This is a genomic window from Paenibacillus sp. J5C2022 (genome assembly GCF_025567625.1).
In the GTDB taxonomy this organism is placed as follows: domain Bacteria; phylum Bacillota; class Bacilli; order Paenibacillales; family Paenibacillaceae; genus Pristimantibacillus.
Genome location: NZ_JAOQJC010000024.1, coordinates 22240 through 47345 on the forward strand (window position 1 = coordinate 22240; position 25106 = coordinate 47345).

Below are 25106 nucleotides of genomic sequence, written 5' to 3' on the forward strand. Positions count from 1 at the left end.
GGGATGCTGATAACGTTATTTCCTTACTTCTTATCCGTGCCGTCGGATGAATTGGAGTCGGAATCCGTCTTGTCGGTATCCGAAGCTTCTGTAGCTTCCTCTTCATCGCGAGGCTGAATGCGCACCTTCACGTCGCCGATCTCATCGATAATCGGCTCAGTCTTCGGTTCGCTTGCAGACGACGAGCCGTCTCCAGACGACTTATCGCCAGTACTGTTCAGCTTGCCGGTCTCAATCAACGACTTGATCTGCTCCAGCTCCAGCGTTTCCTCTGTCAGCAATGTGTTCGCGATCAGATGCATCGCTTCGCTCTTCTCTGTCAGCAGGTTCTTCGCGCGAGTGTAGCAATCGTTGATGATGCTCTGCATCTCCTGATCAATCTCATAAGCGATCGCATCGGAGTAGTTCTGTTCATGGCCGAGATCGCGTCCCAAGAATACCTGGCCTTGCGAGTTGCCGAATTGCATCGGGCCAAGCTTGTCGCTCATGCCGTATTCCATAATCATGCTGCGCACGATGCCCGTCGCCGACTTGAAGTCGCTGTATGCGCCGGTACCGATCTCGCCGATATACAGCTCCTCGGCTACGCGGCCCGCCAGCAAGCCCGTCACCTTGTCGAGCAGTTCCTGCTTCGTGACCAGCATGCGGTCTTCCTTCGGCAGCATGATGACATATCCGCCCGCGCGTCCGCGCGGAATGATCGTCACCTTATGCACTTGATCGGCATGCTCCAGGAAGAAGCCTGCAATCGTATGACCCGCTTCGTGATAGGCTACGATGCGCTTCTCGCGATCGCTGATGACGCGGCTCTTCTTCTCCGTACCGACAATGACGCGGTCAATAGCATCGTCGATATCGTTCATGGCGATCTCCTTCTTGTTGCGGCGGGCTGCCAGAAGCGCAGCTTCGTTCAACAAGTTCTCCAGATCCGCGCCGCTGAAGCCAGTCGTGCGCTTCGCGATGACATCCAGCTTCACATCGCCGGTCAGCGGCTTGTTGCGGGCGTGCACCTTCAGCACCGCTTCGCGCCCCTTCACATCCGGACGGTCTACCGTTATCTGACGGTCGAAGCGTCCCGGACGAAGCAATGCGGGGTCTAGAATATCTGCACGGTTCGTCGCAGCGATAATAATAATGCCTTCATTCGCGCCGAATCCGTCCATCTCTACAAGCAACTGGTTGAGCGTCTGCTCGCGCTCGTCATGGCCTCCGCCAAGTCCGGCGCCGCGCTGACGTCCTACAGCGTCAATCTCGTCAATGAAGATAATACACGGAGCGTTCTTCTTCGCATTCTCGAACAAGTCCCTTACGCGGGAAGCGCCGACGCCGACGAACATCTCCACGAAGTCGGAACCCGAGATGCTGAAGAACGGCACTCCAGCCTCACCGGCAACCGCTCTTGCCAGAAGCGTCTTACCCGTACCCGGAGGACCTACTAGCAGTACCCCCTTCGGAATGCGGGCGCCGACAGTGTTGAACTTGCGCGGGTCCTTCAGGAAGTCTACGACCTCCACCAGCTCCTGCTTCTCTTCATCGGCTCCTGCTACGTCCTCGAACGTTATTTTCTTCTTCTCTTCGTTATACAGACGAGCCCGGCTCTTGCCGAAGTTCATCACCTTGCCGCCGCCGCCCTGCGCCTGATTCATCAGGAAGAAGAACAGCACGAAGATCAGAATGAACGGAATGATCGACGTCAGGAACGTCACCCAGAAGCTCGGCCTGTCCATCTTGTCGTATTCCAGCGCGAAGCCGTATTGCTCGCGCCACTCCTCGAACTGGGCCAATGAGTCTACGCCGGCCCGCGAGCTGAATCGTTCGTTCTCCTCTGGAGGAGCTTGTTTATACTTACCTTTTACTGCATAGGATTCGTCTTCATACTTCAGTACAAGTTCCTTCACGTTACCGGATTCGATGACACTGACCAGCTCATCGTATCTTAACGATTTGGCATTATCGCCTGATCCGCTAATGTATTGGAATATGCCAACCGTAACCAGAAAGATGATTAAATAAAACCCAGTATTTCGGATGATGCGATTCATCCCCTACCTCCTCTCAGACGCTTTAAACATTTTACCATAGCATGACTTTCCATCTCAATAGAAGTCGCTCGAGAAGGATATGTACGTGCCGAACGTCTATTTCTCATACACATGAGGCTTCAGTATGCCGATATACGGCAGGTTGCGGTATTTCTCCGCGAAGTCCAGCCCGTAGCCCACGACGAATTCATCGGGCAGCGTGAAGCCCTTGTAATCCGGTTGAAGATCTACCGTGCGCCGCGCCGGCTTGTCGAACAGCGTAACGACGGTTACGGACTTCGCGTTGCGATGCTCCAGCACATCGATCAGGTAGCTGAGCGTCAAGCCGCTGTCGATAATATCCTCGACAATCAGCACGTCGCGCCCCTCTACGGACACATCCAGATCCTTCATGATCTTGACCACGCCGGAAGACTTGGTCGATTGACCGTAGCTGGACACCGCCATGAAGTCGATTTCCAGCGGCACCGCTATTGCCTTGACCAGATCGGACATGAAGATGAAGGCACCCTTCAACACACAGATGACAAGCGGATTGCGTCCCTCGAAGTCGACGCTGAGCTGGTCGCCAAGCTCCTTCACTTTCGCTTGAATTTGCGCTTCGCTGTATAATACTTCTTTAATATCGTTCTGCAAAACCAAAGTCCCCCTACACCTTTAACTATGTTATGAATGTCGTCTTGCCGCTATTCCTTGTCCGCTGCTACGAATAACGCCAGCTTCATACCGCTTTGCGCCAGCGCTAGTCCGGACCTTCGAATGCCCGGAACCCATAGCAATGCGTCCTCCGCATCTGTCAATAAAGGATACCGTTCACGCTCCGATGGCGGAATTTTCTCGTCAACGAACATATCTTGCACTTTTTTCGATCCATTTAACCCTAAAACCTGAATTCGATCCCCCTGCTTGCGATTGCGCACCTGCAGCGGCCAAGCCAGACAATCTGCATCGAAGCAGGCCTCATGACGGGACTTCGGCATACATGACCCGTCTGAAGACATTGGCTTCAGCGTGAATGACAGACGCCAGCCCGGCGTCCGAACGACGCCTTCGATATCGGCTCTGTCAATAACGAAGCTGAACCCTTCTTCCGAAGTGCGCTGCTCGCCACAATATCCGTCCTCTCGAATCCATCTCATCGTGCCATATTCGAGCATACAACGGATACCCGCACCGGCATCCATCCGCCAGGTCGAACCTGCTTCGCCAAGCGCCGCATGCCGCATCTTCTCGACGCTGTCGAACGAGATGTGATCGGTATCAGGCGAAAGATATCTTAATATTAGTTTAATCATTCTCCTTTGTAAAGCGACATGGAGCCGTTCGAACGCCTTGCTGTTCAAGCGGCATTCCGCCTCCCGACATTGCACATGGGATTGGAACCACTTCTTCGCCTGGCTCTCCATCCAGTCGTCCTCTTCGCCCGCTACATCCGCCAGCCGGACAAGCGATTGGGACAGCTGAGGATTGTACGCTGTCAGGAACGGCAATATATCCAACCGGACTGTATTGCGGAAGTAATACCTCTCCGCATTGCTGCTGTCCGTACAGTACGGCACAGCGTTGTCCTCGCAATAGGCAATCAGGTCCGACTTGTACATACGCAGAAGAGGACGGATAAGTTCCACGTTTTTTTCCTTGCGCTTCATGCTCATGGCCGCCAATCCCGTCAGCCCCGCACCGCGAATGATGCGCATCATGACCGTCTCCGCCTGATCGTCCGCATGATGCGCCAGCGCAATGCAGGCCGCATCATGACGGCTTGCCGTCTCATGCAGGAACTGGTAACGCTTCTCGCGGGCTGCAGCCTGCAGATTCAGGCGGTTGTCTGCTATATATTCACGCAGCTCCAGCTCCGCCGTCTCGCAGGGCACCCCCAGCTGTGCCGCATATGCGCGCACAACCTTCAGCTCCGCTGCAGATTCTTCCCGGAAGCCGTGATTGACATGTGCCGCCACGATCTGCAGCCCGCATGCCGACGAAGCCCGGTGAAGCATATGCAGCAGAGCCATAGAATCCGGTCCGCCGGATACCGCCACAACGATGCTGTCCCCTTCCCGCCATAAGCCGTTCCGCAGCGATTCCTTGACCATCTCAGTATGTATGCCCATGTGGTTCCCCGCCTTTCGCTTCTTGCCTACATCACATTCCGCAGCAGCCAGTACAGCGATACGGCCAACAGCACACTGGATACCGCGGCGAGCCCCTTCAGCCAGCCGGGCGTGACGGTGGAGCGGTGCAGAATTCGCTTGCGGTGCATAAGCTGGCGCCATGCTTCCGCCGCCTCTCCGGCGTGCCGGAACCGCCCCGTAAGCGCTCGCCTCAGCCATGCCGACAGTGGTCTGAGCGCCGGGCAATGGTCCACGATGCCCATCAGATCATCCGCAGACCGGTTCTGCGGCAGCAAGCTCTTGCTCAGCGCATGAAGCCGCTTCGGCTCATGCAGCTGGATGCACAACACGGCGAACGAGAACAGATCATATTGATAGTCAGCCGACCGCGGGCCTTCATTCCAGTAGCCGCGATCATAGATTTCCGTGAACTGGCGTACGCTCTTGCCTGCCGCTGTAGCGCCTCCGAAATCTACCAGCTCCACATAGCCGTAATCCGACACCATCACATTCTCTACCTTCAAGTCGCCGAATATCCAGCCGGACGCATGAAGCTCCGCCAGCTTCTTCAGCAAGTTATAGGCCGTAAGCGGGAACCACTCCTGGCCGAATCGCTGCAGATAAGCCGATAACGTGGTTCCTCTAATATATTTCATAGTATAGAAGGGATATTCTGATCCGTCCGGCGCCTGCCAATCGTCCACATCGTGCAGGAATGCCTCCGCTCCCCGCCTCTTGGCGCGGGCAAGCGAATGGAGCACATTGATTTCCGATTGCAGATCAATAGAGTCGGCCCCGACCTTGAGCGCCAGCCACTCCGTATCCCGCTGAACCAGATACACCTTGCCATTGGCTCCTTCTCCCAGCAGCCGCTCAACGCGATACTTCGTGCCCTTCCACTTGCCAATCACGACGCTGTCGCGCCTCAGGTCTACTTTAAACGACGTAGTCACCCATCATCCCATCCGTTTCGTGCCTAATCGGCCGGCCGCTTCCGCCTTGCTGCCAATAAGCAATGACATGCATCAAGGCCGGACCCGTTGGCGTTGTTCCGCTCATATGCAGCTTGGGCAATATGCTGTGTACCCCATTCAGGTGATCTGTCCAGCCGAGATCCAGCACGCAGTCTTCCCCGTGCCGGGACGCGGGGAAGTGGAATACGGCAATCTCGCTCCGCCCTTGCCTGGCCTGCAGGCTCAGCATCAAGTCGCGGATTGCTTCCTCCACAGCCGCAAGCTTGGGCTTCATGCTGGCGCTCGCGTCGATAAGAAGCGCCACCTGCAATGATGAGGTCTCGGACAACTCGTCCATCACTCTTACGACCTCGCCGCGCTTCTCAGGCGGCAGCGCTTCGATAGATTCATTGCCCAGCACTTGCTTCAATTCCTTCTGAACAGCAAGTTGTATGCTCTGCACAACTGTCTTGCGCGTCATCATCTGAACCGTGTGCGACAGCTGCCTCGTATGGGCTATTCGGCTTAATCCACCGCCAGCTTTGGCGATTTCGGCGATTTCCGCAGCGCCCAGCTCTCCTATATCCCCCTGATCCAGCACCCCTACTACGTTGACGGTGATGCCTTCGGACTTGGCATGGGCTGCCGCAATAACAGGACTCATCCCTACATTGGAGCAGCCGTCTGTAATTAATAGTATTTGCCTCATTCTACGTTATCCCTCCGCCGCGCATGAATCTGCTTCACGCATGCGCAATTAATATAAAGCCTTTCTATCAGCTTTACCCATTTCCTGAGAGATAAACGAGGCAGTCCTATTATAGCACGGTAAAGCAAAATGCCCCAGCGCCTGTTCACGGCGCGCTGGGGCTGGGAATAACGGAATTACTGCGCATAATCTCCTGTATAGTTGATAAGGGATACATCCTGAACGCCTTCCATCGCGCTAAGCTTGTTCACGAAGGCCGTGTTGTCGTCGCGCAGCATGATCTCGATTGTCAGCTCCGTGAAGCCCTTGCGAACCGTCTTCGACTTCAGCTTGCCATCCAGCTTGCGCAGCTCGACGCGCAGCTCGTACACCGCTTCGTCCGTATGCCGGACAATAAGCAGATACGCTTGCTCCCTCAGCTTGCGCTTCGACAGCCAAGTCAGCACAAGCCCGATGACGAGCGAGCCCCCCAGCGCCAGCGGATACATCTTCGCCCCGCTTGCTATGCCGGCCGAGATCGCCCAGAACATATATACAATATCCAGCGGGTCCTTCACCGCCGTTCTGAACCGCACGATGCTGAGTGCGCCGACCATACCGAGCGAGAGAACGATGTTCGTGCTGATGGTCATAATGATGAGCGCCGTAATCATCGTCATCAATACGAACGACACATTGTAATTATAGCTGTATACGACGCCCCGGAACGTTCTCCGATAGATCCAATAGATGAACAGTCCGATCAAGAACGCGCACAGCAGGCCGAGCGCCATATCGATATACGACACGCTGCGGAAGGCATCCAGATGCAACGCACTCTTCTTGATAATGTCTTGAAAGTTTAATGATTCTCCCATAACTGTCTACCAACCTCTATTCTTTAAAATGCTTGATTCCGACTTCACGGCACAGCACGTATTTGGATATAGAAGATCGAATATGGCTTGTCGGATTGACCAGCTTGCGCACATGGTCGGGAAAATAAGCATCGAACTTCACTTCCATTATGGTCTGAGGTACGGGGATGACCTCTTCCAGCACGAGATTGGGATCGAACAAATCGATCGTATTCACGCCGGCCGACAGCTTCTTGTCAAAGGTTATGCGCACATTGCCATGCTCGTATATATAAGCCTCTCGCCAATAATCGACAATAACGACCGGGCGGAACGCCCGATAGGCTAGCGCTGCGTGGAACTCTCGCAACAGCATCGTTTCTTTATCAGCCAGGCAGTCATATTCACCTGCCAATATATCCTCATATTCCGCAAGCGAGATGCGGGCGGATTCCTTGCACACATATTCTCCGAATTTGCTCTTGCGCTCTACCGAGATAACGGCATCGCTTCCGTTGTAGATGCGGATGCGGTACTTGTCCCGCTTGAATATGCCGTTGTTCTTGTCATGCAGCGAGTGGGCATGAGGGCCGTCGAAGTAGAGACTGCGAATATTGTACCCCTCCTCGCTTATGGAGTGAGGGTCCATCCGCAGCAAGGACGATACGCGGTGGCTGACAGTCGCATAATCATGAATATGCAGATAGTATTTGTGCTCCGTCCGAAGCTTGCGTCCGCGGTACAACATGCTATTCCACCTCTAATCTCAGCATGCCCGGATAGATATGGGCTTCGCTGTCCTCGTAGAAATCGAAGGACTGTTGCTCATTCCCGTTGCTGTCTCGAGCAATCACCCTCCAATAATAAATGCCGCGCGGCAGAGCATCTATCGTCAAGTGGTTCTCCTTCACATTCTTCTCGGCGAGCACAATGTCGGTGAGCAGCGGGTCCTTGGCAATCATTACATCATATACCAACGCATCTCCCTGAAGATCGAAGGAGATGTTCCAACCGAATGTCATCTTCCCGCCTTGCCGCTGAACGACTTCATGCTGGTAGAATGGCTTCGGCTTCTCCAGATCCTCCTTGAACCGTTGTAATGAGGTCATCGGCGTATATTTCAGCATACGGAGCTCTTCCTTGACTTCCTCAAGCTTGTCGGGCAAATAGCGGATATCGGGATCTCTGTGCACGAATGGCTCCACGATATTCATATATTTGTCGATCAGCTCGGTGACGGTCTCCTCATTGATATAATTCGCATACAGCTCCTCCAGCTTGTCCTCCAGCTGCTGGACATGCGCCGGATTGCGGAAGTAGCGGTTATGCATCTCCGTTCCCCAGTAGTTGCTTATTCCGTTCTGGTAGGGACGAATATAATGGCGAATCCGCTGCAGCTCCCAGCCCCCGTCATAATCCCAAGGGAGGAAGTACCACTTGTCGGAATTAAGCGGAGAATAGAGATAGAAGTTATGGGCATCGGTATCCATATTGTCCATCAGCATCGTAGCGGCCGTCCACGTCAGGAAGTTGTCGAGATCAAAGTGCTTCTCCATCACTTCCTCGATCGGGATGCTCTTGTCGTTGACATCATTCAGCATCTGGATTAGCTTACCATGCTCCTCGCGACCTTTGATTTCCAGCTTGGTCTCGAATGCCTCTCTGCTGTATGTCGGGTCGTCATGAGGCTTGATGGATTCCTCATAACGATGGAATTCGAAGAACTTCGCTTTATATAAGTAACCGTTAGGATCTAACATATGCGATTTCAAGAAGCGCTTGTTCGGCTGCTCCACATGCGTATACAGTCCGTAGTCCTCATAATTCGCATTGGCCGCCCCATTCGACAGATCCTTGACGTACATATGAATAAATTGCGTGCGCAGACTGGTTATATTTGGTATAGATTCGAACAGATCGAAGCTCAGCTTGTTGCGTATCCTGGTCAGATCGTCTATATGCTTGTTCAAGTTCAGCGTCCGCTGTCCAAGCCATAAGCCCGCCTCGTCATGCAGCTTGATCCGATAGGACTTCTGCGGCTTCGTCCAGGCTGTATTGCCCCGCAGTGTAATCGTAGCATTGCTCTTGTCCGTGCCGTAGCCGAACATCCCCGACACGGGGGCGCCGCTATCACTCGTTCCTTCTTGCACGATGACGTCCAGCTTCCTGTCGGAATCCTCCGGAATCCGGTTGAGCCCATACCAGTCCAGTGGCTCCTCGCCAGGCTTGTCGGGCAAGATCGTCACGTACAGCGTCTTAAGCGATCCGTCCTCATCCCGCTCATACAGACGCTTGTCCTCCATCAATCGAGTAGACACCGGCACATCCGGCAGGGTCAAGCCGCTATCCGGCTCCGTCGCGCCGGAGTCAGTCCCGCTATTCTCCCCCATCCCCGTCGTACATGCGGACAACAGCAGCGTCATGACAAGCACGACCGCCACCGTCGCCTTGGGCTTGCTGAAGAACGACAGCCGCCTTACCTTACGCTGATGGATCGGCTGCGAGCAGAATGTATAGTAATCGATATTGCGAAGCACATGCAGCAGTCTCGCAATGACGACAACAATCGTAATGAATGCGGCAAGGAACATGCCCAGACCGTCATATTGCAGCTTCATCATCCCTATCGAACAGACGACATTAAGCAGGACGAACAGTCCGCTTATCGCGACGACGCCTTTGCGATCATCGAAGTACATCAGCACATGCGTCAGCACAAACATCATAATAAACATGAAGTAAGACAATACAAGGATGATGAACAGATCGAGCTGCGACATCGTAAAGCCGATCATCGGCAGAAACTTGAGGCCAAGAGCCAAAGACAACACGGTAAACAGCAATTGTACTTCCATCATAAATAAAATTTCCCTCAATAAAGTATCTTGCATTTTTTGCTTTGCGGAAGCGATATCCTGTATCGTGCCTCCTTGCAAAATATTCAAGTAATAAGAGCGAAGCTTCTCGTAAAAGGAAGTCTCCACCGATACGACAAAGGTAACGAGCGTAGGCATAACGGTTATAAACGCATAAAAGGTGGCGACATCGTAGAAAGGCAGCACTCTGAACCTGTCCGCCACTTCGACACCGCTGGGTCCCCACCAATATACGAAATTGTGCAAATATATACCGGAATATACGAACGTGCCGGCAAAAAAGAGCGAAGCATACTTTCTAAAGTAATGGAGGAAATCAAAAAAATACGCGCTTCGAGCCTTGGGGAATTTCTCCTCGAAATGGTAAAGCGACAGCGCTCCAATGATAAAAAAGCCGATATCCAGTCCCAGAATGGCCGCTGTCGTCTCTTGCAAATCGGTATACTTGAACAGCAGCCAGCCGCTCAGCATGGCTGCCGCCACGCCAATCGTGAAGCCTCTCACAATACGGATATAATCCTTCAGAGCAGACAGATAGATGCCCTGCAGCCAGATGACGATCATCTCCATGAAGAATAAGTAGGCGGCCAGCTTGTACAGCGGATCGGCGGCAACTCCTCTCAGGAACAGCCAGGCCACCAGCCCTCCAAGCGGCAGCATAATGAATAATGCGCCATAGAAAGAGGACATTAGCCGGTCGTATTTCTTCTGGTACATCATATCCGCCACATAACGGGTGAGCACCATGGAGATGCCGCAGGTGAAGACGATCGAGAATACGAAGCAATAGGCTACAGTGGCTACGTACAGCTCCCATTCGATATAGCTTTCATTATCATGGGACATGATGAACTGCAGCCCCATAATCAAGCCCATGCACAGGATCATAGGCCCGACAGTCGTCAGGGAGGAGTACGCATATGCCTTCACATTGTTTATCAGACCTTCTTTGCGGAACAGCTTCCTTAATTCGAACCCAATGCCCGCCATGGCTCTCCTCCTCCCAACGCTGCATAAAGCTTGCGATATCGCGTGATGACATCCGCCTGCCGGTAATGGCGTTCAACCCGCTGGAATGCATGGCGCCCCATCTCCCGGCGAAGCTTCTCATCCCTGCACAGCCCGATCGTCTCTCTTGCGATCGCTTCATAATGCATGACCGGCGCAACTGCACCTGCCTTGCCAATGCCGTCGTCAAGCCCTTCCAGCAGCTCCTTGCAGCTGCCGACGTTCGTGGCCACGAACGGCTTCGATGCGGCCATCCCTTCCAATATGGCAAGCGGCTGGCCTTCGCTGATGCTCGTCAGCATGAGCAGATCCATCTTGCCCAGGTAATTCTTGATATTTACCGAGCCGGTAAATTCCACATCCCGCAATTCCAATGCGGATACAAGCTGCAGACACTCTGCATAGTACTCCTCGTCCTCTTCGTACGGGCCCATCACATAGAAGACGGCCTCCGGCACCTCCGCTTTAATGAGCGCGAAGCTCTGCAGCATCGTTTTGATATCCTTGATCGGTACGACGCGCACTATGGCTCCAATGCGGATCGTCCCGTCATCGGGTGCCGCGGGAAGATTCAAGTAATCCTCGGTATAGACGCCATTGGGGATAATCTCGACCTTGTCTGCTTCGCAGCCAAGCTCGATCTGAATCTCTTTATTGCGATGGAACAAGGTTGTAACTGCATCCGCGGATGCATAAGCCCCGGCCGACAAATGATAGAAGTACTGGATCCACATATCCTTGAAGTAACCCTTCACCCAATCGGCCTTTATAATCTCCTCCTCCCGTTCGCGGGAGTAGATGCCGTGCTCTGTCAGCAGCATCGGCTTGCCGGTGACATGTCTGGCCAGAGCAGCCACGATGCCTGCATATCCCGTGGATACGCTATGATAAATATCGGCCTGAGGCAGGTCTTGCCGGATGACGAGGAACAGGGGAAGAATCATGGAGCGTACCGTCCAGAACATTTCTGTAAAGGGAACGAGCGGATAGCGGGTATGGCACAGCTCCTCCAGCAAGTCGAAGAAGTCTTTGCTGGTCAGGAAGTCGGCGACATTGCGGAATTTCTTGCTTCGCAGCAGATTGAACAAGTCCGGCCAGTTCACACCTCCGCTATCGCCGCCACCGCCAAGCAGAGACAATATGCCCTTCTGCTGCTCCGGCGTCAGCTTGAATCGCTTGCCCCACTTTCCTTCTTCATTCAGATAAGCGTCCAGGAACGTTTCTTTCACCTCTATGATGTTGGGGGGCAGCTCGTACTTGAACTTCCCCTTCTGCTTCGTGTGGGCTCCTATGGCGAAAATAATGAATTCATGCTCGGGCATCTGCTTCGCCATATTATGAATCCAGCTGGACACGCCACCTGTTATATAGGGATAGGAACCTTCCGCAATCATGCATATTCTCATGCCTCTCACCCACCTAATCCAATGGCGAACTCCGGTCCCGTAACCTTCACCAAGTAAATATCGTCATCTATCTTCTGAACGGTGCTGTGGCTTTGGCGCTTAATCTGTCGTTCCGTTCTCATAATAAAGTAAAGCGGAGCCTCGTAGCCCGCAACCTCGCCGCGCAGCTGGTCGTCTTCAAATACTGCGCTTACCTGCGCTTGCAGCGTTCTGGCCATATCCAGTCCCGCTTCCGCCGATGTCATCTCCCTGAGCCAAGGGTACGTGCGATCCAGCCGGCGAAGCATGCCGATGAAGTCCTCGTACAGCTGCGTCCACGTCTTGTTCAAACCGCGGGTTTCTTCCAGCAGATCGTCCGGATGGAGGAAGTGGGACATGATCCCGAGCGATGTGATGGTGTTGGCTTCCAGCCATCGGTTGTAGGAGGTCTCGAAATAACCGGATGTAATCCGCGGCATGTCCAGAATGCCATCGTCGCCAAGCTCGTATTCCTGGACAAAAGCGTTCCCGCTAAAATCGGTATCGTACAGAGAAGCGATGACCGCCAACTCCGGCCATGCAGCCTTGAGCGCCTTGCGTCCCTCCAGTCCCAGCACGTTGGATGGCGGCACGTAGGACAGCGCCTTATAGTTCGGGAATGCCTCCTCCAAGTAATTCAGCACCACTTCGACGGCTGCTTCCATCTCCTCCTGCGATCGCCAGGGATCGTAGCCGAATTCGCGGGAAACCTCCTCGTTCACGGTTAGCGACTGGTGATTGTAGCCATGTATCCCAATCTCGCCTCCGCTCTTGATCACCTCGCGGCCGTAAGAGATCAAGTTATGCTTCTCTTCGTCCCCGGGATTCTCATATGGGGGAAGGACATCCTCCCAATATGATTGAATCAGTACAGCCGTATACTTCACATCATACTGCTTGGCCGCCTTCAGCATATCCGGCCACCAGACGTTCCGGAAGAAGGTGGGATTGTCAACGCCGTATTGGCGATAGATGACAGGCTCCAATTCCCTGCTGTATGGTGCCGGGAAGTCGTCAATATAGAATAGCTTGGAATTGAAGACGGGGTAGATGAACTCCTTCTGCAGCATGCTGATTCCGCTGGCGATCAAGCCTCTGCTATGCTTCAGATGCAGCATGTTCCCGTTATAGACCAGGAATCGGCCTTGTCCGTAATCGCGATGCCACATCAGCGGTATGCCTTCCAGACTCCTGGCCAGCAAGGTCGCCTCGTTATCAAGCTCCAAGTATAGCGAAGTGTTGTACAAGTAGTCCTCACCGGTGCGCAAGCCCTTCTCCCCGATAAGCACATTGGACGTCAACTCAATGCCGGTTGCCTCATCGGCGTACAGAAAGTCGGTAATGCCGAGTCTGCGATACACCTGGTGGAAGCTGTCGTCCACTGTCGGCATGGTCATCAGGAACACTGATCCGCCATTGTATACGAACTCCAGCAATTCTGTCACATCGCCGATATCCGACAGCTTGCTCGTCGTCAGCATGACCGTAGTGCAGGCGCCATAATCAATTGCATCCTGCGAAACATTGACTTCAAGCGAATCGCGCTTCATATACTGAAGCATGCGGACGGCGTTGTCCTTGATCCCTATGCTCTGCTCTATCTGCTCCGAGTAAGTGACGCAATAGAGCTCGTCGGTCATCGCGTAGTCCGTATTCTCTCCGATCTGCTCCTTCAAGCTCATAAGCGCTTCGTACTTCTCCAGGAACCGCTCGTTCTGATTGAATCGCAAGACGAATTGTGAGCGAGCCACCTGGATGACTACGCCTAGCGTCAGAATAAATAAGAGAATAAGAATGATATTTCGTTTGAATTTCTGTTCATTCTGCATGTCTTGCTCCCTCCGACCAAAACCTCACGAGCATCAAGGCGCGATTGGACAGCCTGATCGGCGACTGCTTGAGCTGAAGAAGCGTCTGCTGTAGCTTAACCATGGATCTCATCGTGTAATAGACCTTCATCATGCACAAGTAAGCTTCTTCGCGATACGGGAAAGCCTCTACAAACCGCAAGCTTGTCGTCTCCGCCATCGGGATCAGCTTCAGCGCCAGCTCCGTCTCGACCTTCTCTTCGTAAGCCCACTCTGCGCTTTCCCCCAGCTTGATTAATTGCTCCAGCACGGACAGATACGTATATTGGTACTTGAACAACGTCCGCTCATCCAGGAAGCCGCTCTTCATGAACCCTTGCAGCACTTCGGCATACGTCTTGGCGACATGCCTGTCCTCCCGGTCGTTCTCGAATTGAACGGACAGATCCTGCAAAGCCAGAAGTAGCTTGCGCTTCACTTCCATGATGGCGCTGACCGCATAGTGCGACGTCTCCGTATCATCATTGCTTACCGCCTTCTGCAGAATGTCCAGATAATGGGTCGCATCCTGCTTGAGCACATCAATCATAACCCGACGACGCGTAGCATGCTCGCTGATCAGCAAGGCATCTTCGATCGGAATAATGCCTAATTCCTTCTCACGGTTCACTTCGGAATAGACACCCGTGCGCTGAAGATGCTGCTCCTCTTGCTGCTTCGCGACATAATCGGTGAATTCGTCTCCTTTGTTCCTTATCACCCGCTTCGGCCAGAATAGCGGATACAGCCAGCCGATGCCGGGGAACGACGCCACGATGATAAGCCTGAGCAGCCAGTCGCGCGGCGACTTGCGATGGCGCACGCCCAATATAATAGCAGACAGCAGGACATAACAGGCGTAAATAATTATGTTCATGTTACTGATCCTCTTCCGCCAGAGTAAGAGAGATGCCCCTGCGGGCAAAGCGGTCCATCACAGGTCCCGCATCCTCCCTGCTCGTGCCGGACAGCAGCACAAGCACAGGCCCCTCCGCATGCCGGCCGATGTAGTCGGTCTCGCGAAGCATGGCGGCGATAGCCCGGCTTGTCTCCCCGATATGCGCAGCATCATCTCCGCCGTCGCTTCTCAGAATCAGGTACGGTGTATGATGCTCCTTCAGCGCCAGCCGCTTGGAAGCGACGATCTCCTGGAACACTTCATCCCGCAGCAGCGGTGTGCCGGCTATGTATCGCTGGTCTTCCGTCGCCTGGGTGAAGGCGAACGCCTTGGACAACGCCGAAGAGACCAGATCCACTGTCGTCTTGAACAAGTTCTGATGATACAATGAGAACTTCTCGAAGGGCAGGCCGTCTATCATAACAACCGCAGATACCATTCCCTTATCGTAGATTGGAGCGCACATCAACGGCGCGTTGCCTACAAGATGCTTGTTGACGAACATCTCCCCATCATGGATAACCGCCGAAATATAGGCATGATCGGTGACCTTTATCGAATTGGCGGCTGCTGCACCGTTCATACCCGAGCTTGCGACCAGTCTTAAGTAAGATGCGTCCCGATTCACCGTATAGATCGAGACATACGGCACCGACATGATGGACTTCACGACATTGACCGTTGCCGTGAATACCTTCTCCGGCTCCAGACTTTCCAGTTCCTTCGTAATGGAGTAGAGCTTGCCGTAGCTGTCGCCGGCATTCAATATCCGCAGTTGCAGCTCTTCCTTCACTTCCCGCACATCGTGGTATACGCCGTTCAGGAACTCGTGCTTATCCTCCAGTTCGGCAATCTTGACCTGCTGCTCCTCGATCCGGTTGTTCTTCCGCTCTATCGAATAACCGACCACCAGCCCGATAAAGAGGTAGATAGCAATCTGGAAGAAGAAATCCGTTATATATAGAAGCGATATGAAGTCGTTGCCCTCTTGCAGACGCTCGAAAATATAGAGACCGATAGAGAGCATCACCGCCATAATGGCCTGCTTGTTGCCATATAATATGCCCATAATTGTAATATAGAAGAGCTTTACATCTATAACCGAACCTCCGCCAACATCGCCGTTCAGCGTCAGCCATGCGGTTAGCCCGAACGCCAGCAGGTTCTCCCCGTACGGCTGTATCTGCTTCAAGAACGGCTTGTACGCCATCAGACCGGAGGACGCTCGTTCCGCCTTGGCAGTGGCCGCTTCTGCCGCAGCCTGCTGACTCTGGAAGTAAGCGAATGTACGCTGCAGCCCTTCCGCAATGGAGTATAGAGGAGACCAGTCAAGCTCTCGCTGCACGCGATCATTGCTTAGAACTGAGCGCTCAATGTCACCGCTTCGAGATTCGCCGTACGTGATCTTCTTCACCGGCTGCAGCTCTTGAACGTAATCGACAAGTTCCTTCACACTGCACTCCGTTCCCGTGGATACATTATACACTCCTGTCAATCCCGAGAGAGAAGCGCGATAGATGACATCCGCCACATCTTCAACATAGATGAAATCCCTGGTCTGGCTGCCGTCTCCATGTATAACGATATCCTGTCCGGCAATAGCCCGATTGAGAAACGTAGTGACGACTCCGCCTTCGCCAATAACCGACTGTCTTGGCCCGTACACGTTCGAGAAGCGGAAGCCTAGCGTCTCCAGCCCATACCATTCCTGCCACTTCCGAGCATAACGCTCACCCGACAGCTTGCTCATGCCGTACGGCGACAGCGGAGAGCACTCCGCATCCTCCCTGATCGGCAATTGCTGCTGAACGCCATATACGGCAGCTGAAGACGCGTAGATGAACTTGGTTACGTTGAAGCTTCTGGACAGATTAAGCATGTTGATCAGGCCGGACACATTCGCTTCCGCATCCCGGGCAGGGTGAATGATGGAATCCGTTACACTCACCTGCGCTGCCATATGTACGACAATATCGAACTTGTTGCTGCGATAGATTTCTTCGCACTTGGGGTCCTCTATCGATAACGAATGGCTCTTATGCTTGAAGTTAATATATTCTCTCTTGCCCGTAGACAAGTTATCGATGATGACAACATCATGTCCCTCCTTATGGAATCGTTCAGCAATATGCGAACCGATGAAGCCGTACCCCCCCGTCACTAGGACTTTCATACTATCACCTCTTCCCTCTTAAAACTATACATCCCGCAGCTGAACAAAAAATGAACACCGCTCCAGATGTGCAACGCCAAAAAAAGCCTCGTCAGACTTCGGCAAACAAGAAAATTCTTCTTTATTTTAACGTTTTATTCGACATTAATCGACACATTTATTATATCATATCTTTGGCGTAATAGACAAAAACCCCCATGGCTACGGCGATGTTCAGTTGCGCATTCCATCGCCGTTCACCAAAGGGGGTATAGTTCCAAAGACCTATCTATTATTCATACCACCGCAGCATTGTCGTTCACTCAGTTCAAAGGATAGTGAAGCATCTCACCACTCGCCGGCAGTTGGGTCGACTCGTCATCGTCCAATACTACACCCAGAGCAAGGTTGCTTCCCGCCTGCGAACCGAGCTCTTGCAGCGAGATAGCCGCCTCAATCCGAACATCTTGCTCATGATACGCAGACTTCCGCTTCAAGTTGCTCACTTGCACCCATGACCAGTCCTGTCCTTCTCCGTCATACCGGTACAGTCTTCCATACTCCAGCATGTACTCAGCTCCACCGGAGGACCAGCCGGAAGCGAGGTAACCCGTATCCGCCATAGCGTCGGTATCCAGGAACACTTGTGTCTTCTTCGTCTGCAGTCCACTTCCTTCTATTAATAAGTAGAGGTACTCTTCATCATGGTAGGCCTTGAGCAGTTGCGGATTGCCAGCCCCTTCATCGAGAGGAGGCACATGCATCCAATCGTCGCCTGAGCCATCGATGTCAATGGACGGTTCCTGCACCGGCGGTATGGTCGGGATAGCTCCCCCTCCTTCGCCGCTTACAGTCAACAGGCTCCGGCCCAGCGGCAAGCGGTCATCCATGGAATCCTTCCACACATAGCCGATGCCGATATCGCTCTCTACGGCTTCCATATGCTCCAAGGAAAGCGCCGCTTCTACCGTTGTCGATGTAGCGACATGCTGGCCAAGTTCCTTGTAAGACAGTATTCTCGACCAATCCCAGTCGGTCCCGCCCGATCCGCTGTAGCGATACAAGATGCCGTTCTCCAGCAAGTAATCGGCCCCGCTGCCGGACCAGAACGGCGTCTGGAAGCCGGTATCCGCATTATTGTCTGTGTTCATATACAACTGTCCTTTATCTCCCAGCAAGCTGCCTGTCACCATGATGTAAAGCTTTCCATTCGACAGGACGGCCTGTAATGTACGAACATTGGAATTGCTCTCGGCTGCAGTGGGAATACTCTCCCACTCGCCGGCATGGCCGTCTACCGTGAAGCCCTCCTCAGCCGGAGGGACGGTCGGCGTCGGCTCGGCACTTGGTACCGGTTCGACGCCTCCGCCTGGATCGACGCTTGGCTCCGGGCTTGGCTGCGTTGTCGGGCTAAGCGTCGGCTCCGGCGGAGATGACGGCTGCGGTGTAGGCTCTGGTACCGGTGGAGGAATGGTCCCGCCGTATTCCAATGCTCCGATGTCAGCCGCTTCGCCTTGAAGCCGCGCCGCTCCGAACAAATCCAGCGTACCGGAGCCAATGTAGGCATTCGTTCCGCTGTCAATTGCCGGAGAATGCGAAGACAGCGCTATATCGCCTTGATTCGGAGCTGCCAGCTTCGGGTCGGCGAAGATGGAATGCTCGTCGAAGCCCGTCACTTCCCTGAATTCCTCCCAGGTGGAGTATGACTGCCTCTCCCATTGCCAGCCAGCCGCATCTACCCCGTCGGATCTGTAATACAGATTATAATCCACTACATTGCCAGATCCGGTGAAGCCGTACTTGTGCACCAGTTTTTGACCAGGTTCCGCATAGATCAGATTATTCACCACTACGTTGTCCACATTGTTTTCCTGAAAGGTGATCGCTCCGTAGCCCTGCTTGTACGTATCGTTGAACAGCAGCGTGTTATTGGCCACCACATTATGGCTTGCTCCGCCGTTATCCTCGTCCGATCCGCCAAGCAGGATGCCTGCGCCGTCATTGTGATGTACATAATTATTGCGCACCGTGATGCCACTGGTCGTTCTTCCTTCATTCTCGCTGGCAATCTCAATGCCGAAGTTGCTGCCGAACACTTCATTCCGTTCAATTACAATATTCGCAGCGCCGTCGGCATAGATGCCTCCGGCGCTTCTCGAACCGCTCCTGTAAGCCGGATTGGTGGAGGAGTCGATATTATAGACAGTGTTGCTCCATACGGCGCCATTCCTCGCCTGATCCCGGCAAGGGCTGGAGCAAGCCCCATAGAAGCCGGCTATATCAATGCCGATGTTGTTGTTGTCGTGTACCGTATTATTGTCGATCGAGAAACCGTCGACATTGCCGCTTATGGTGAGCGATTCGCTCGAGCCGAGCTTCAGGTGATGAACCCGATTGCCGCTTACGCGAATATCCGTAAGAGGAACGGCATCATTGCCGAATATATGAATGCCATGCGCGTTGCCGTCATCGGATCGGTTCTCGATATGATGCACATCATTGTTCAAGATATGGATGTGAGAGCCGCCTCTTCGCACGCGAATTCCCGCTGGCGTCTCCGAACTGCTGGACGTCGCCAGTCCGCGCAGCTCGAAGCCGTCGATGACGACATAGCTGCTCCCCTTCAAGCTGATGAGCGCATTGCTCCCACTCGATATGGACAAGCCCGTCCCGTCAATGACAGGCCGCTCGCCCGGATAAGCCTGGATAATCATATAAGCGCCCTTCATGCCGGACGTCACTATGTTCACCAGCTCTTCATATATCCCGCCCCGTACCATCACCGTGTCACCGGGCGCAAGCGAATCCACCGCATGCTGAATCGTCCGCCACGGAGCTTCGATCGTACCTGCCGCATGATCGTCGCCGTCTACTGCTACATAATAGGTAGCGCGGGGATACTGGCTCGTAGAATATGCCGACAGAGGCGTATAGGAGAGCAGAATCATCAACGACATCATGATTATGAAGCCTGCCTTGGCATAGGCAGGTACAGAAGTATACTTGCGATGTGCAGGATGTGCAGCCATCTCTCCACCGTCTCTTTCGTCGCGGAACTTATTGTTGAGAATAATGCAAGTATATCAACTAGCATAGCTAAATAACAGGGACAATCTGCCTGATTCAAATTCCAGGGATTGGTTTAATACATCTTATAGCAAGCTGCTGAACAAATACGATAATGCGGAGGAGATAATCATGCCGAAAGAAACATCCCTTAACGGCGCTGTCGCCGGTGCAATCGTCGGCGGTGCGATAGGTGCGATAACCGCTCTGCTGCTGGCTCCGAAGTCCGGACGGGAGCTCCGTTCCGACCTTTGCGCCAAAGCCCAGTCGGTCAAGGAGCATACCTCCCAGCTGGCCGGCCAGCTCAGTGCGCAGGCGAAGGAGCTTGCCGGCAGTATGACCGGCAAATCCGAAGAAGCCCCTGCCACTGCCTGCCATTCCGCTACAGACCTGGAGGAGCGTTCGGAGGGTATGAATACGATGGCGCCATCCCAGCCGGACATGGTGAAGCTGGGCAAGGAAATGGACCGCATGCCCACCCATTCCGAATTGAGAGCAGAAGGCAAGCAACCTGATCCCGAACAATGATATGCTGCATAGCACCATGAACAGGCCCATGGCCGGCACTATCTGAACATTGCCGGTCATGGGCCTTATTGTCGTCTGAACGATCAGCCATCCTCTTCATCATCCTGAAGCATGCGCCTTAGCTTCTCCAATGCCCTGCGTTGAATACGGGACACGCTCATCTGCGATATAGCAAGACGCTCCGCCACTTCTCGCTGCGTCTGTCCTTCCTTGTAGACCAATTGCAGCACAAGCTGTTCCTGCTCCTTCAAGCGGTGCATAGCCGCTTGAAGATCGAGTCTGCCGTCCAGAGCATGAAATTCACCGTTATCGCCGGGAATTACATCGCCGATAGTGGCCGCGCTTTCCTCTTCCGAGCTTAGAGGCTTGTCCAGGGACAAATATTGATACGACTCGCGGGCCGCCAATATTTCAATTGTTTCTTCTATTGATAATTCCAATCTCGATGCAATATCTTCGACCATGGGAGAGCGGCCCAGCTCTACCGTCAGTTCATCGACGGCACGCTGAACCATCAACCCCTTCTCTTTTATCCGCCGCGGAATCTGAATATACCATGCCTTGTCCCGCAAGTAGTTCTTCAAGTGTCCGATCAGACTCTTCATCGCATATCCCTCGAACGGAATGCCTTTCGTCCCGTCATATTGCCGGAACAGCCGCAGCATAGACATCTGTGCCACCTGATAGAGATCGTCGTACAGGTCGGATCTGCTTCGCGACATCTTGCCTGCAGCCATTCGAACGATAAATTCGTAATGCTTGAGCAGCAAGGTAGCACTCTCGTTGCATGCGTTCAAGCGATATTGCTCCATCAGCGATTCGATCTGATGAGAAGCCAATTCCGATGTCCATTCACTCATACGATCTCCTCGATTCTGCCCAAGCGCTTGATCAGCACGACCTCCGTCCCGTTGTGCTGCTTCACCTCCACCTTATCCATAAGCGCATGCATCATATAGATGCCCAATCCGCCTACGGAGGCTTCAACAAGCGGGATGGCGTGCAGCCCCTGGCGAATCGCCCTCTCTTCTTCCCGAACTCCGCTTCCGTCATCTTTCACCGATATATGAAGCGCCGCATCCATCCATTGGAAGGCTATCCGTATGAAGCCTTCCTGATCTCTGTAGGCATGTTGAATAACGTTGGAGCAAGCTTCCGTGACAGCTACTTTCATATCCTCGATCTCTTCATAGGAAAAGCCGGCCTTCGCCGCTACGGTATACAGCACGGAGCGAATGACGCCCAAGTTGTCTGCAATTGCCGGCAATGTCATTACTATAGGATGTTTATTCATTTCGCACAATCCTTTCTTTCTCCATGGATGACTGCCATCGCCTTCTCCTCTGCGTCAAGCCTTCCATATCCGTATGACAGCTGCTGCCGTCTGTGCAATGCGGCTGACGCGGCTAAGCTTCGAGACTTCCTCCCGCTCGCGGCTCTCGGGAGCCTGGGCTGCTGCACTCTGTTGCATCGACAGCGAGACGGAGTGCGCCGTATCTCCCACAATCTTGACGGCGGCGAATACCCCGTCCAGCTCCTTCAGCTTCTGTTCCGCATGGCGGGCGACTCCGCCCGCGATTCCTACTGCGTCTCTTGTCTCGGCGCTTAACAGCACCATTTCCTGCCGCATCTGCTCAATCGCTCTCTGCCCTTCCTGAATCGTCAATCCGGCAAGCCGGAACATTCGAAATGCGGCAATCAGGACGATTACTACGGTCAATGCCACAATAATTGCACTAATCAGGACGATTGTATCCATTTTCTATTACGCACTCCTTTTAGCCACCTGTTTGCTATGTTTTACCCGCTGCGGATACCTTTGAAACACTTCTCCCGCCTTCTCCGCTTCCTCGAATCTGTCTCTCCCTCATGCTATACTGAATAGAGTGTCTTCAAAGTCAGCCGTTAGGAGGATTGCCCAATCGCCATGTTCAGACGGAGAAGCTTCAGCATTCGATACAAAATCGCTATCGGCTATATCCTCATGATTGGCTGCCTTGGAGCAGCGATCGGGATTATATCCGAACGTATTCAGCATCAACAGCAAGAGATGGAAACGCTATCGAGCAAGAGCATTGAAATCAGCAGTCTGATTACAACCATTCGCTATAATGTCATCAGTATGGAGACAAGTCAGAGAGGCTACATCATAACGGGAGACGAAGCCTATCTGGAGCCCTATACGCAAGGGAAAGCGGAGTGGAGGAACAACCTGGAGGACTTGCAGGACCACTTCTATGCCGATCCGGAGAAGCAGAAGGAGCTCGAGGGCATAAAGGCGACAATCGAGCATTGGATTGATACGTACGGAGAACCGACCATACAGCTGAGAAGAGACAACGAGACGGCTACCGTCATCGATTACTTCCGCAACGATTCCGGCAAAAGCAGCATCGAGCGACTAAGGGAGCAACTGGAGAGCCTTCGCACGGATCACCTGACGGCCAATGAAGCGGCACTGAAGCTGCTGGAGCAGCGCAATACGTCCTTGGTCCGTACGACTATCATCATATTAATTGCCGTGGCGCTACTGTCGCTCCTTATTGTCGCTTACGTGTCGCATACGATTGTGAATGCGATGGGTCAGGTGACAACCGCCATTCGCGAGATAGCGGAATCCCGGGTCGGTCTGGCGAGACGCATCAAGGTTCGTTCCAGGGACGAAATCCAGGAGCTGGCGGAGGCTACCAATGGATTGCTGGAGAGCATGGAGATGAAGTCGTGGGTGCAGAAGCATGTCGCCGATGTCGCCACGATGAATCAAGGCATGCATAATCTGAGCGAGCTGGCCGATGCCTTCCTCAGCCATGTAGCTTCGATGATCGGCGCCGGCTACGGCGTATTCTACTACCGGAGGGGAAGCGGAGATAACGACCGACTGGATAAGCTCGCTTCCTATGCCGCACAAGGTGAACAACACGGCAAGTCCAGCTTCCTTATCGGCGAGGGATTGGTAGGTCAATGCGCCAAGGACAAGCGTCCGTTCCTGCTTAATCGGCCGGATCATTATGAAGGACGCATCCAGTCCAGCCTGACGGAGATGGAGCCGCAGAGCGTGCTGATTATCCCCATAGAGCTGGAAGGCAAAGTTATTGCCGTCGTGGAGTTCGCTTCCATGGAAGCATTCAAGGCACAGCATCTGAAGCTGCTGGAGGCGATCGAGGAGCACTTCGGAGTGGCCATCGACAATGTCGCCGGCAGAATGGAAGTCGAGCGGCTGCTAGGCGAGTCTCAGGCACTGACGGAGGAGCTGCAGGCACAGTCGGAGGAGCTGCAGATGCAGCAGGAAGAGATGCGAATGACGACGGAGCATCTGGAAGAGCAGAACCTGTACGCCGAGCAGAAGACGAAGGAATTGGAACAGGCGAAGCAGGAATTGGAGGACTACGCCAATCGGCTGGAGGAAAGCGCGCAGTACAAGTCGAACTTCCTCGCCAATATGTCCCATGAGCTTCGAACACCGCTCAACAGCATATTGATTCTGTCGCAGATGCTCTATGAGAACGAACGCAGCACCCTCTCCGAGGAAGAATCCGGCTATGCCAGAGTCATTCATTCCTCCGGCAACGACCTGCTTACGCTCATTAACGATATTCTGGATCTGTCCAAGATCGAAGCCGGCAAAATCGAGCTGGTTATGGATGAAGTGAACCTGTCGGAAATCCCGGACATTCTGAAGCCAGGCTTCGCTCCTGTAGCGGAGAATAAAGGCGTAATCTTCCGCACCGAGCTGAAGGAAGGGCTTCCGCCAACCATCCGCACAGATGGCCAGAGGCTGCAGCAAATATTGAAGAATCTGTTGTCCAACGCATTCAAGTTCACACACAAAGGATCGGTTACACTGACGATTCACTCACCCGATTCCACCTTCATCCGGAAGCATCTTCCTTCTCTTCGCCTGGAGAATGCGGTGGCCGTCTCCATCAAGGATACGGGCATCGGCATCCCGCTTGAGAAGCAAGAGGAAATATTCGAAGCCTTCCAGCAGGTTGACGGCAATACCAATCGCATCTACGGAGGCACGGGACTGGGGCTGTCCATCTGCAGAGAATTCGCCGCCATGCTGGGAGGTAGCATCGTCGTAAGCAGCAAGCCGGGCCAGGGAAGCACCTTCACGCTCCTGCTTCCTATCGAAAGAGAGAATGCCGTCCTGGAAGCCGCTGCCGCTTATGAACCGGAAGCTCTGGAGAGGGAGGATGAGGAAGCTCAAGCTTCGCCGTTCACCGAAGAGCCTGCTTCGACTGTCGTGCCGGAAGAAGAAGACACGGTCTTCCAGAACAAGAAGGTGCTGCTGGTGGAGGACGACGAGCGCAATATCTTCTCCATCTGCCAGTCTCTGCGGAAGAAGGGGCTTCATGTTACGGTAGCGCGCAATGGTCAAGAATGTCTCGACATGGTGGACAGTGATTCCGAAGCCCGCTTCGATCTGGTGCTGATGGATATTATGATGCCAGTGCTGGACGGATTCCAGACGACGCGGGCGCTGAAGGAGCGCGAAGCGTTCCGGCATACGCCCATCATCGCACTTACGGCCAAGGCGATGAAGAGCGACCGGGACAACTGCCTGGCCGCCGGCGCTTCCGACTATATTAGCAAGCCAATCGTGATGGAGCAGCTGTTCTCGCTAATGCGCGTATGGCTGACCACGTAGCGGGT

Annotated in this window: 18 protein-coding genes; 2 read left to right on the top strand and 16 right to left on the bottom strand. The window is 53.6% G+C overall.

Annotated features, from left to right (window positions below; all coding sequences use genetic code 11):
* Positions 1 to 23: 23 nt before the first annotated feature.
* The 13 genes from ftsH to M6D81_RS19000 form a co-directional block, all read right to left on the bottom strand.
* Positions 24 to 2042 carry an ATP-dependent zinc metalloprotease FtsH gene (ftsH, locus tag M6D81_RS18940; protein WP_262678505.1) on the bottom strand — a complete coding sequence of 673 codons (2019 nt, stop codon included), beginning with the start codon at positions 2040 to 2042 and terminating at the stop codon, positions 24 to 26.
* Positions 2043 to 2138: 96 nt separating this feature from the next.
* Positions 2139 to 2678 carry a hypoxanthine phosphoribosyltransferase gene (gene hpt / locus M6D81_RS18945; RefSeq protein ID WP_262678506.1) on the bottom strand — a complete coding sequence of 180 codons (540 nt, stop codon included), beginning with the start codon at positions 2676 to 2678 and terminating at the stop codon, positions 2139 to 2141.
* 50 nt (positions 2679 to 2728) lie between these two features.
* Positions 2729 to 4153: a tRNA lysidine(34) synthetase TilS gene (tilS, locus tag M6D81_RS18950; protein ID WP_262678508.1), complete on the bottom strand. Its 1425-nt coding sequence runs from the start codon at positions 4151 to 4153 to the stop codon at positions 2729 to 2731.
* Between the two features lie 26 nt (positions 4154 to 4179).
* On the bottom strand, positions 4180 to 5106 hold the full coding sequence (locus M6D81_RS18955; RefSeq protein ID WP_262678509.1) for a serine/threonine protein kinase: 927 nt from the start codon (positions 5104 to 5106) through the stop codon (positions 4180 to 4182).
* Complete coding sequence (locus M6D81_RS18960; RefSeq protein ID WP_262678510.1) at positions 5090 to 5815, bottom strand: vWA domain-containing protein; 726 nt, start codon at positions 5813 to 5815, stop codon at positions 5090 to 5092. Before M6D81_RS18960 ends, M6D81_RS18955 begins: the two co-directional genes overlap by 17 nt.
* A gap of 176 nt (positions 5816 to 5991) precedes the next feature.
* Positions 5992 to 6672: a DUF4956 domain-containing protein gene (locus M6D81_RS18965; protein ID WP_262678511.1), complete on the bottom strand. Its 681-nt coding sequence runs from the start codon at positions 6670 to 6672 to the stop codon at positions 5992 to 5994.
* A 16-nt stretch (positions 6673 to 6688) separates the two neighbouring features.
* Positions 6689 to 7399, bottom strand: a complete 711-nt coding sequence (locus tag M6D81_RS18970) for a polyphosphate polymerase domain-containing protein (RefSeq protein ID WP_262678512.1) — start codon at positions 7397 to 7399, stop codon at positions 6689 to 6691.
* 1 nt (position 7400) lies between these two features.
* Positions 7401 to 10517 (bottom strand): exopolysaccharide Pel transporter PelG, encoded by a 3117-nt coding sequence (gene pelG / locus M6D81_RS18975; protein ID WP_262678513.1) that lies wholly within the window; start codon positions 10515 to 10517, stop codon positions 7401 to 7403.
* The gene (pelF, locus tag M6D81_RS18980; RefSeq protein WP_262678514.1) at positions 10493 to 11941 is read right to left on the bottom strand and encodes a GT4 family glycosyltransferase PelF; all 1449 of its coding nucleotides are present in this window, start codon (positions 11939 to 11941) and stop codon (positions 10493 to 10495) included. The genes pelG and pelF overlap by 25 nt, the downstream gene beginning before the upstream one ends.
* A gap of 5 nt (positions 11942 to 11946) precedes the next feature.
* Positions 11947 to 13788, bottom strand: a complete 1842-nt coding sequence (locus M6D81_RS18985; RefSeq protein WP_262678515.1) for a DUF2194 domain-containing protein — start codon at positions 13786 to 13788, stop codon at positions 11947 to 11949.
* Entirely contained in the window at positions 13778 to 14683 is a 906-nt protein-coding gene (locus M6D81_RS18990; protein ID WP_262678517.1) for a hypothetical protein, read from the bottom strand. Before M6D81_RS18990 ends, M6D81_RS18985 begins: the two co-directional genes overlap by 11 nt.
* 1 nt (position 14684) lies before the next feature.
* Positions 14685 to 16877: an NAD-dependent epimerase/dehydratase family protein gene (locus M6D81_RS18995; protein WP_262678518.1), complete on the bottom strand. Its 2193-nt coding sequence runs from the start codon at positions 16875 to 16877 to the stop codon at positions 14685 to 14687.
* Between the two features lie 302 nt (positions 16878 to 17179).
* Positions 17180 to 19885 (bottom strand): right-handed parallel beta-helix repeat-containing protein, encoded by a 2706-nt coding sequence (locus M6D81_RS19000; RefSeq protein ID WP_262678519.1) that lies wholly within the window; start codon positions 19883 to 19885, stop codon positions 17180 to 17182.
* Between the two features lie 169 nt (positions 19886 to 20054).
* On the opposite strand from M6D81_RS19000, the gene M6D81_RS19005 reads away from it, so the two are divergent.
* On the top strand, positions 20055 to 20450 hold the full coding sequence (locus tag M6D81_RS19005) for a YtxH domain-containing protein (protein WP_262678520.1): 396 nt from the start codon (positions 20055 to 20057) through the stop codon (positions 20448 to 20450).
* Between the two features lie 83 nt (positions 20451 to 20533).
* Here the strand turns inward: M6D81_RS19005 and M6D81_RS19010 are convergent, their stop codons facing one another.
* Genes M6D81_RS19010 through M6D81_RS19020 form a run of 3 tightly spaced genes read right to left on the bottom strand, consistent with a single transcriptional unit; the run spans position 20534 to position 22209 of the window.
* Positions 20534 to 21310, bottom strand: coding sequence for a sigma-70 family RNA polymerase sigma factor (locus M6D81_RS19010; protein ID WP_262678521.1), 777 nt, complete (start codon positions 21308 to 21310; stop codon positions 20534 to 20536).
* Complete coding sequence (locus tag M6D81_RS19015) at positions 21307 to 21744, bottom strand: ATP-binding protein (RefSeq protein ID WP_262678523.1); 438 nt, start codon at positions 21742 to 21744, stop codon at positions 21307 to 21309. The genes M6D81_RS19010 and M6D81_RS19015 overlap by 4 nt, the downstream gene beginning before the upstream one ends.
* Positions 21745 to 21798: 54 nt before the next feature.
* Positions 21799 to 22209: a DUF948 domain-containing protein gene (locus M6D81_RS19020; RefSeq protein WP_262678525.1), complete on the bottom strand. Its 411-nt coding sequence runs from the start codon at positions 22207 to 22209 to the stop codon at positions 21799 to 21801.
* Positions 22210 to 22377: 168 nt separating this feature from the next.
* Between M6D81_RS19020 and M6D81_RS19025 the strand changes: the two genes are divergently transcribed.
* Positions 22378 to 25101 carry an ATP-binding protein gene (locus tag M6D81_RS19025; RefSeq protein ID WP_262678527.1) on the top strand — a complete coding sequence of 908 codons (2724 nt, stop codon included), beginning with the start codon at positions 22378 to 22380 and terminating at the stop codon, positions 25099 to 25101.
* Positions 25102 to 25106: the final 5 nt, after the last annotated feature.

Excerpts from the sequence above, each read along its gene's own strand:
- M6D81_RS19000 (WP_262678519.1), bottom strand. The coding sequence starts at position 19,885 with ATGGCTGCACATCCTGCACATCGCAAGTATACTTCTGTACCTGCCTAT.
- M6D81_RS18985 (WP_262678515.1), bottom strand. The coding sequence starts at position 13,788 with ATGCAGAATGAACAGAAATTCAAACGAAATATCATTCTTATTCTCTTA.
- M6D81_RS19015 (WP_262678523.1), bottom strand. The coding sequence starts at position 21,744 with ATGAATAAACATCCTATAGTAATGACATTGCCGGCAATTGCAGACAAC.
- M6D81_RS19020 (WP_262678525.1), bottom strand. The coding sequence starts at position 22,209 with ATGGATACAATCGTCCTGATTAGTGCAATTATTGTGGCATTGACCGTA.
- tilS (WP_262678508.1), bottom strand. The coding sequence starts at position 4,153 with ATGGGCATACATACTGAGATGGTCAAGGAATCGCTGCGGAACGGCTTA.
- M6D81_RS18960 (WP_262678510.1), bottom strand. The coding sequence starts at position 5,815 with ATGAGGCAAATACTATTAATTACAGACGGCTGCTCCAATGTAGGGATG.
- M6D81_RS18970 (WP_262678512.1), bottom strand. The coding sequence starts at position 7,399 with ATGTTGTACCGCGGACGCAAGCTTCGGACGGAGCACAAATACTATCTG.
- M6D81_RS18990 (WP_262678517.1), bottom strand. The coding sequence starts at position 14,683 with ATGAACATAATTATTTACGCCTGTTATGTCCTGCTGTCTGCTATTATA.
- M6D81_RS19010 (WP_262678521.1), bottom strand. The coding sequence starts at position 21,310 with ATGAGTGAATGGACATCGGAATTGGCTTCTCATCAGATCGAATCGCTG.
- ftsH (WP_262678505.1), bottom strand. The coding sequence starts at position 2,042 with ATGAATCGCATCATCCGAAATACTGGGTTTTATTTAATCATCTTTCTG.
- M6D81_RS19025 (WP_262678527.1), top strand. The coding sequence starts at position 22,378 with ATGTTCAGACGGAGAAGCTTCAGCATTCGATACAAAATCGCTATCGGC.
- M6D81_RS18965 (WP_262678511.1), bottom strand. The coding sequence starts at position 6,672 with ATGGGAGAATCATTAAACTTTCAAGACATTATCAAGAAGAGTGCGTTG.
- M6D81_RS19005 (WP_262678520.1), top strand. The coding sequence starts at position 20,055 with ATGCCGAAAGAAACATCCCTTAACGGCGCTGTCGCCGGTGCAATCGTC.
- pelF (WP_262678514.1), bottom strand. The coding sequence starts at position 11,941 with ATGAGAATATGCATGATTGCGGAAGGTTCCTATCCCTATATAACAGGT.
- M6D81_RS18995 (WP_262678518.1), bottom strand. The coding sequence starts at position 16,877 with ATGAAAGTCCTAGTGACGGGGGGGTACGGCTTCATCGGTTCGCATATT.
- pelG (WP_262678513.1), bottom strand. The coding sequence starts at position 10,517 with ATGGCGGGCATTGGGTTCGAATTAAGGAAGCTGTTCCGCAAAGAAGGT.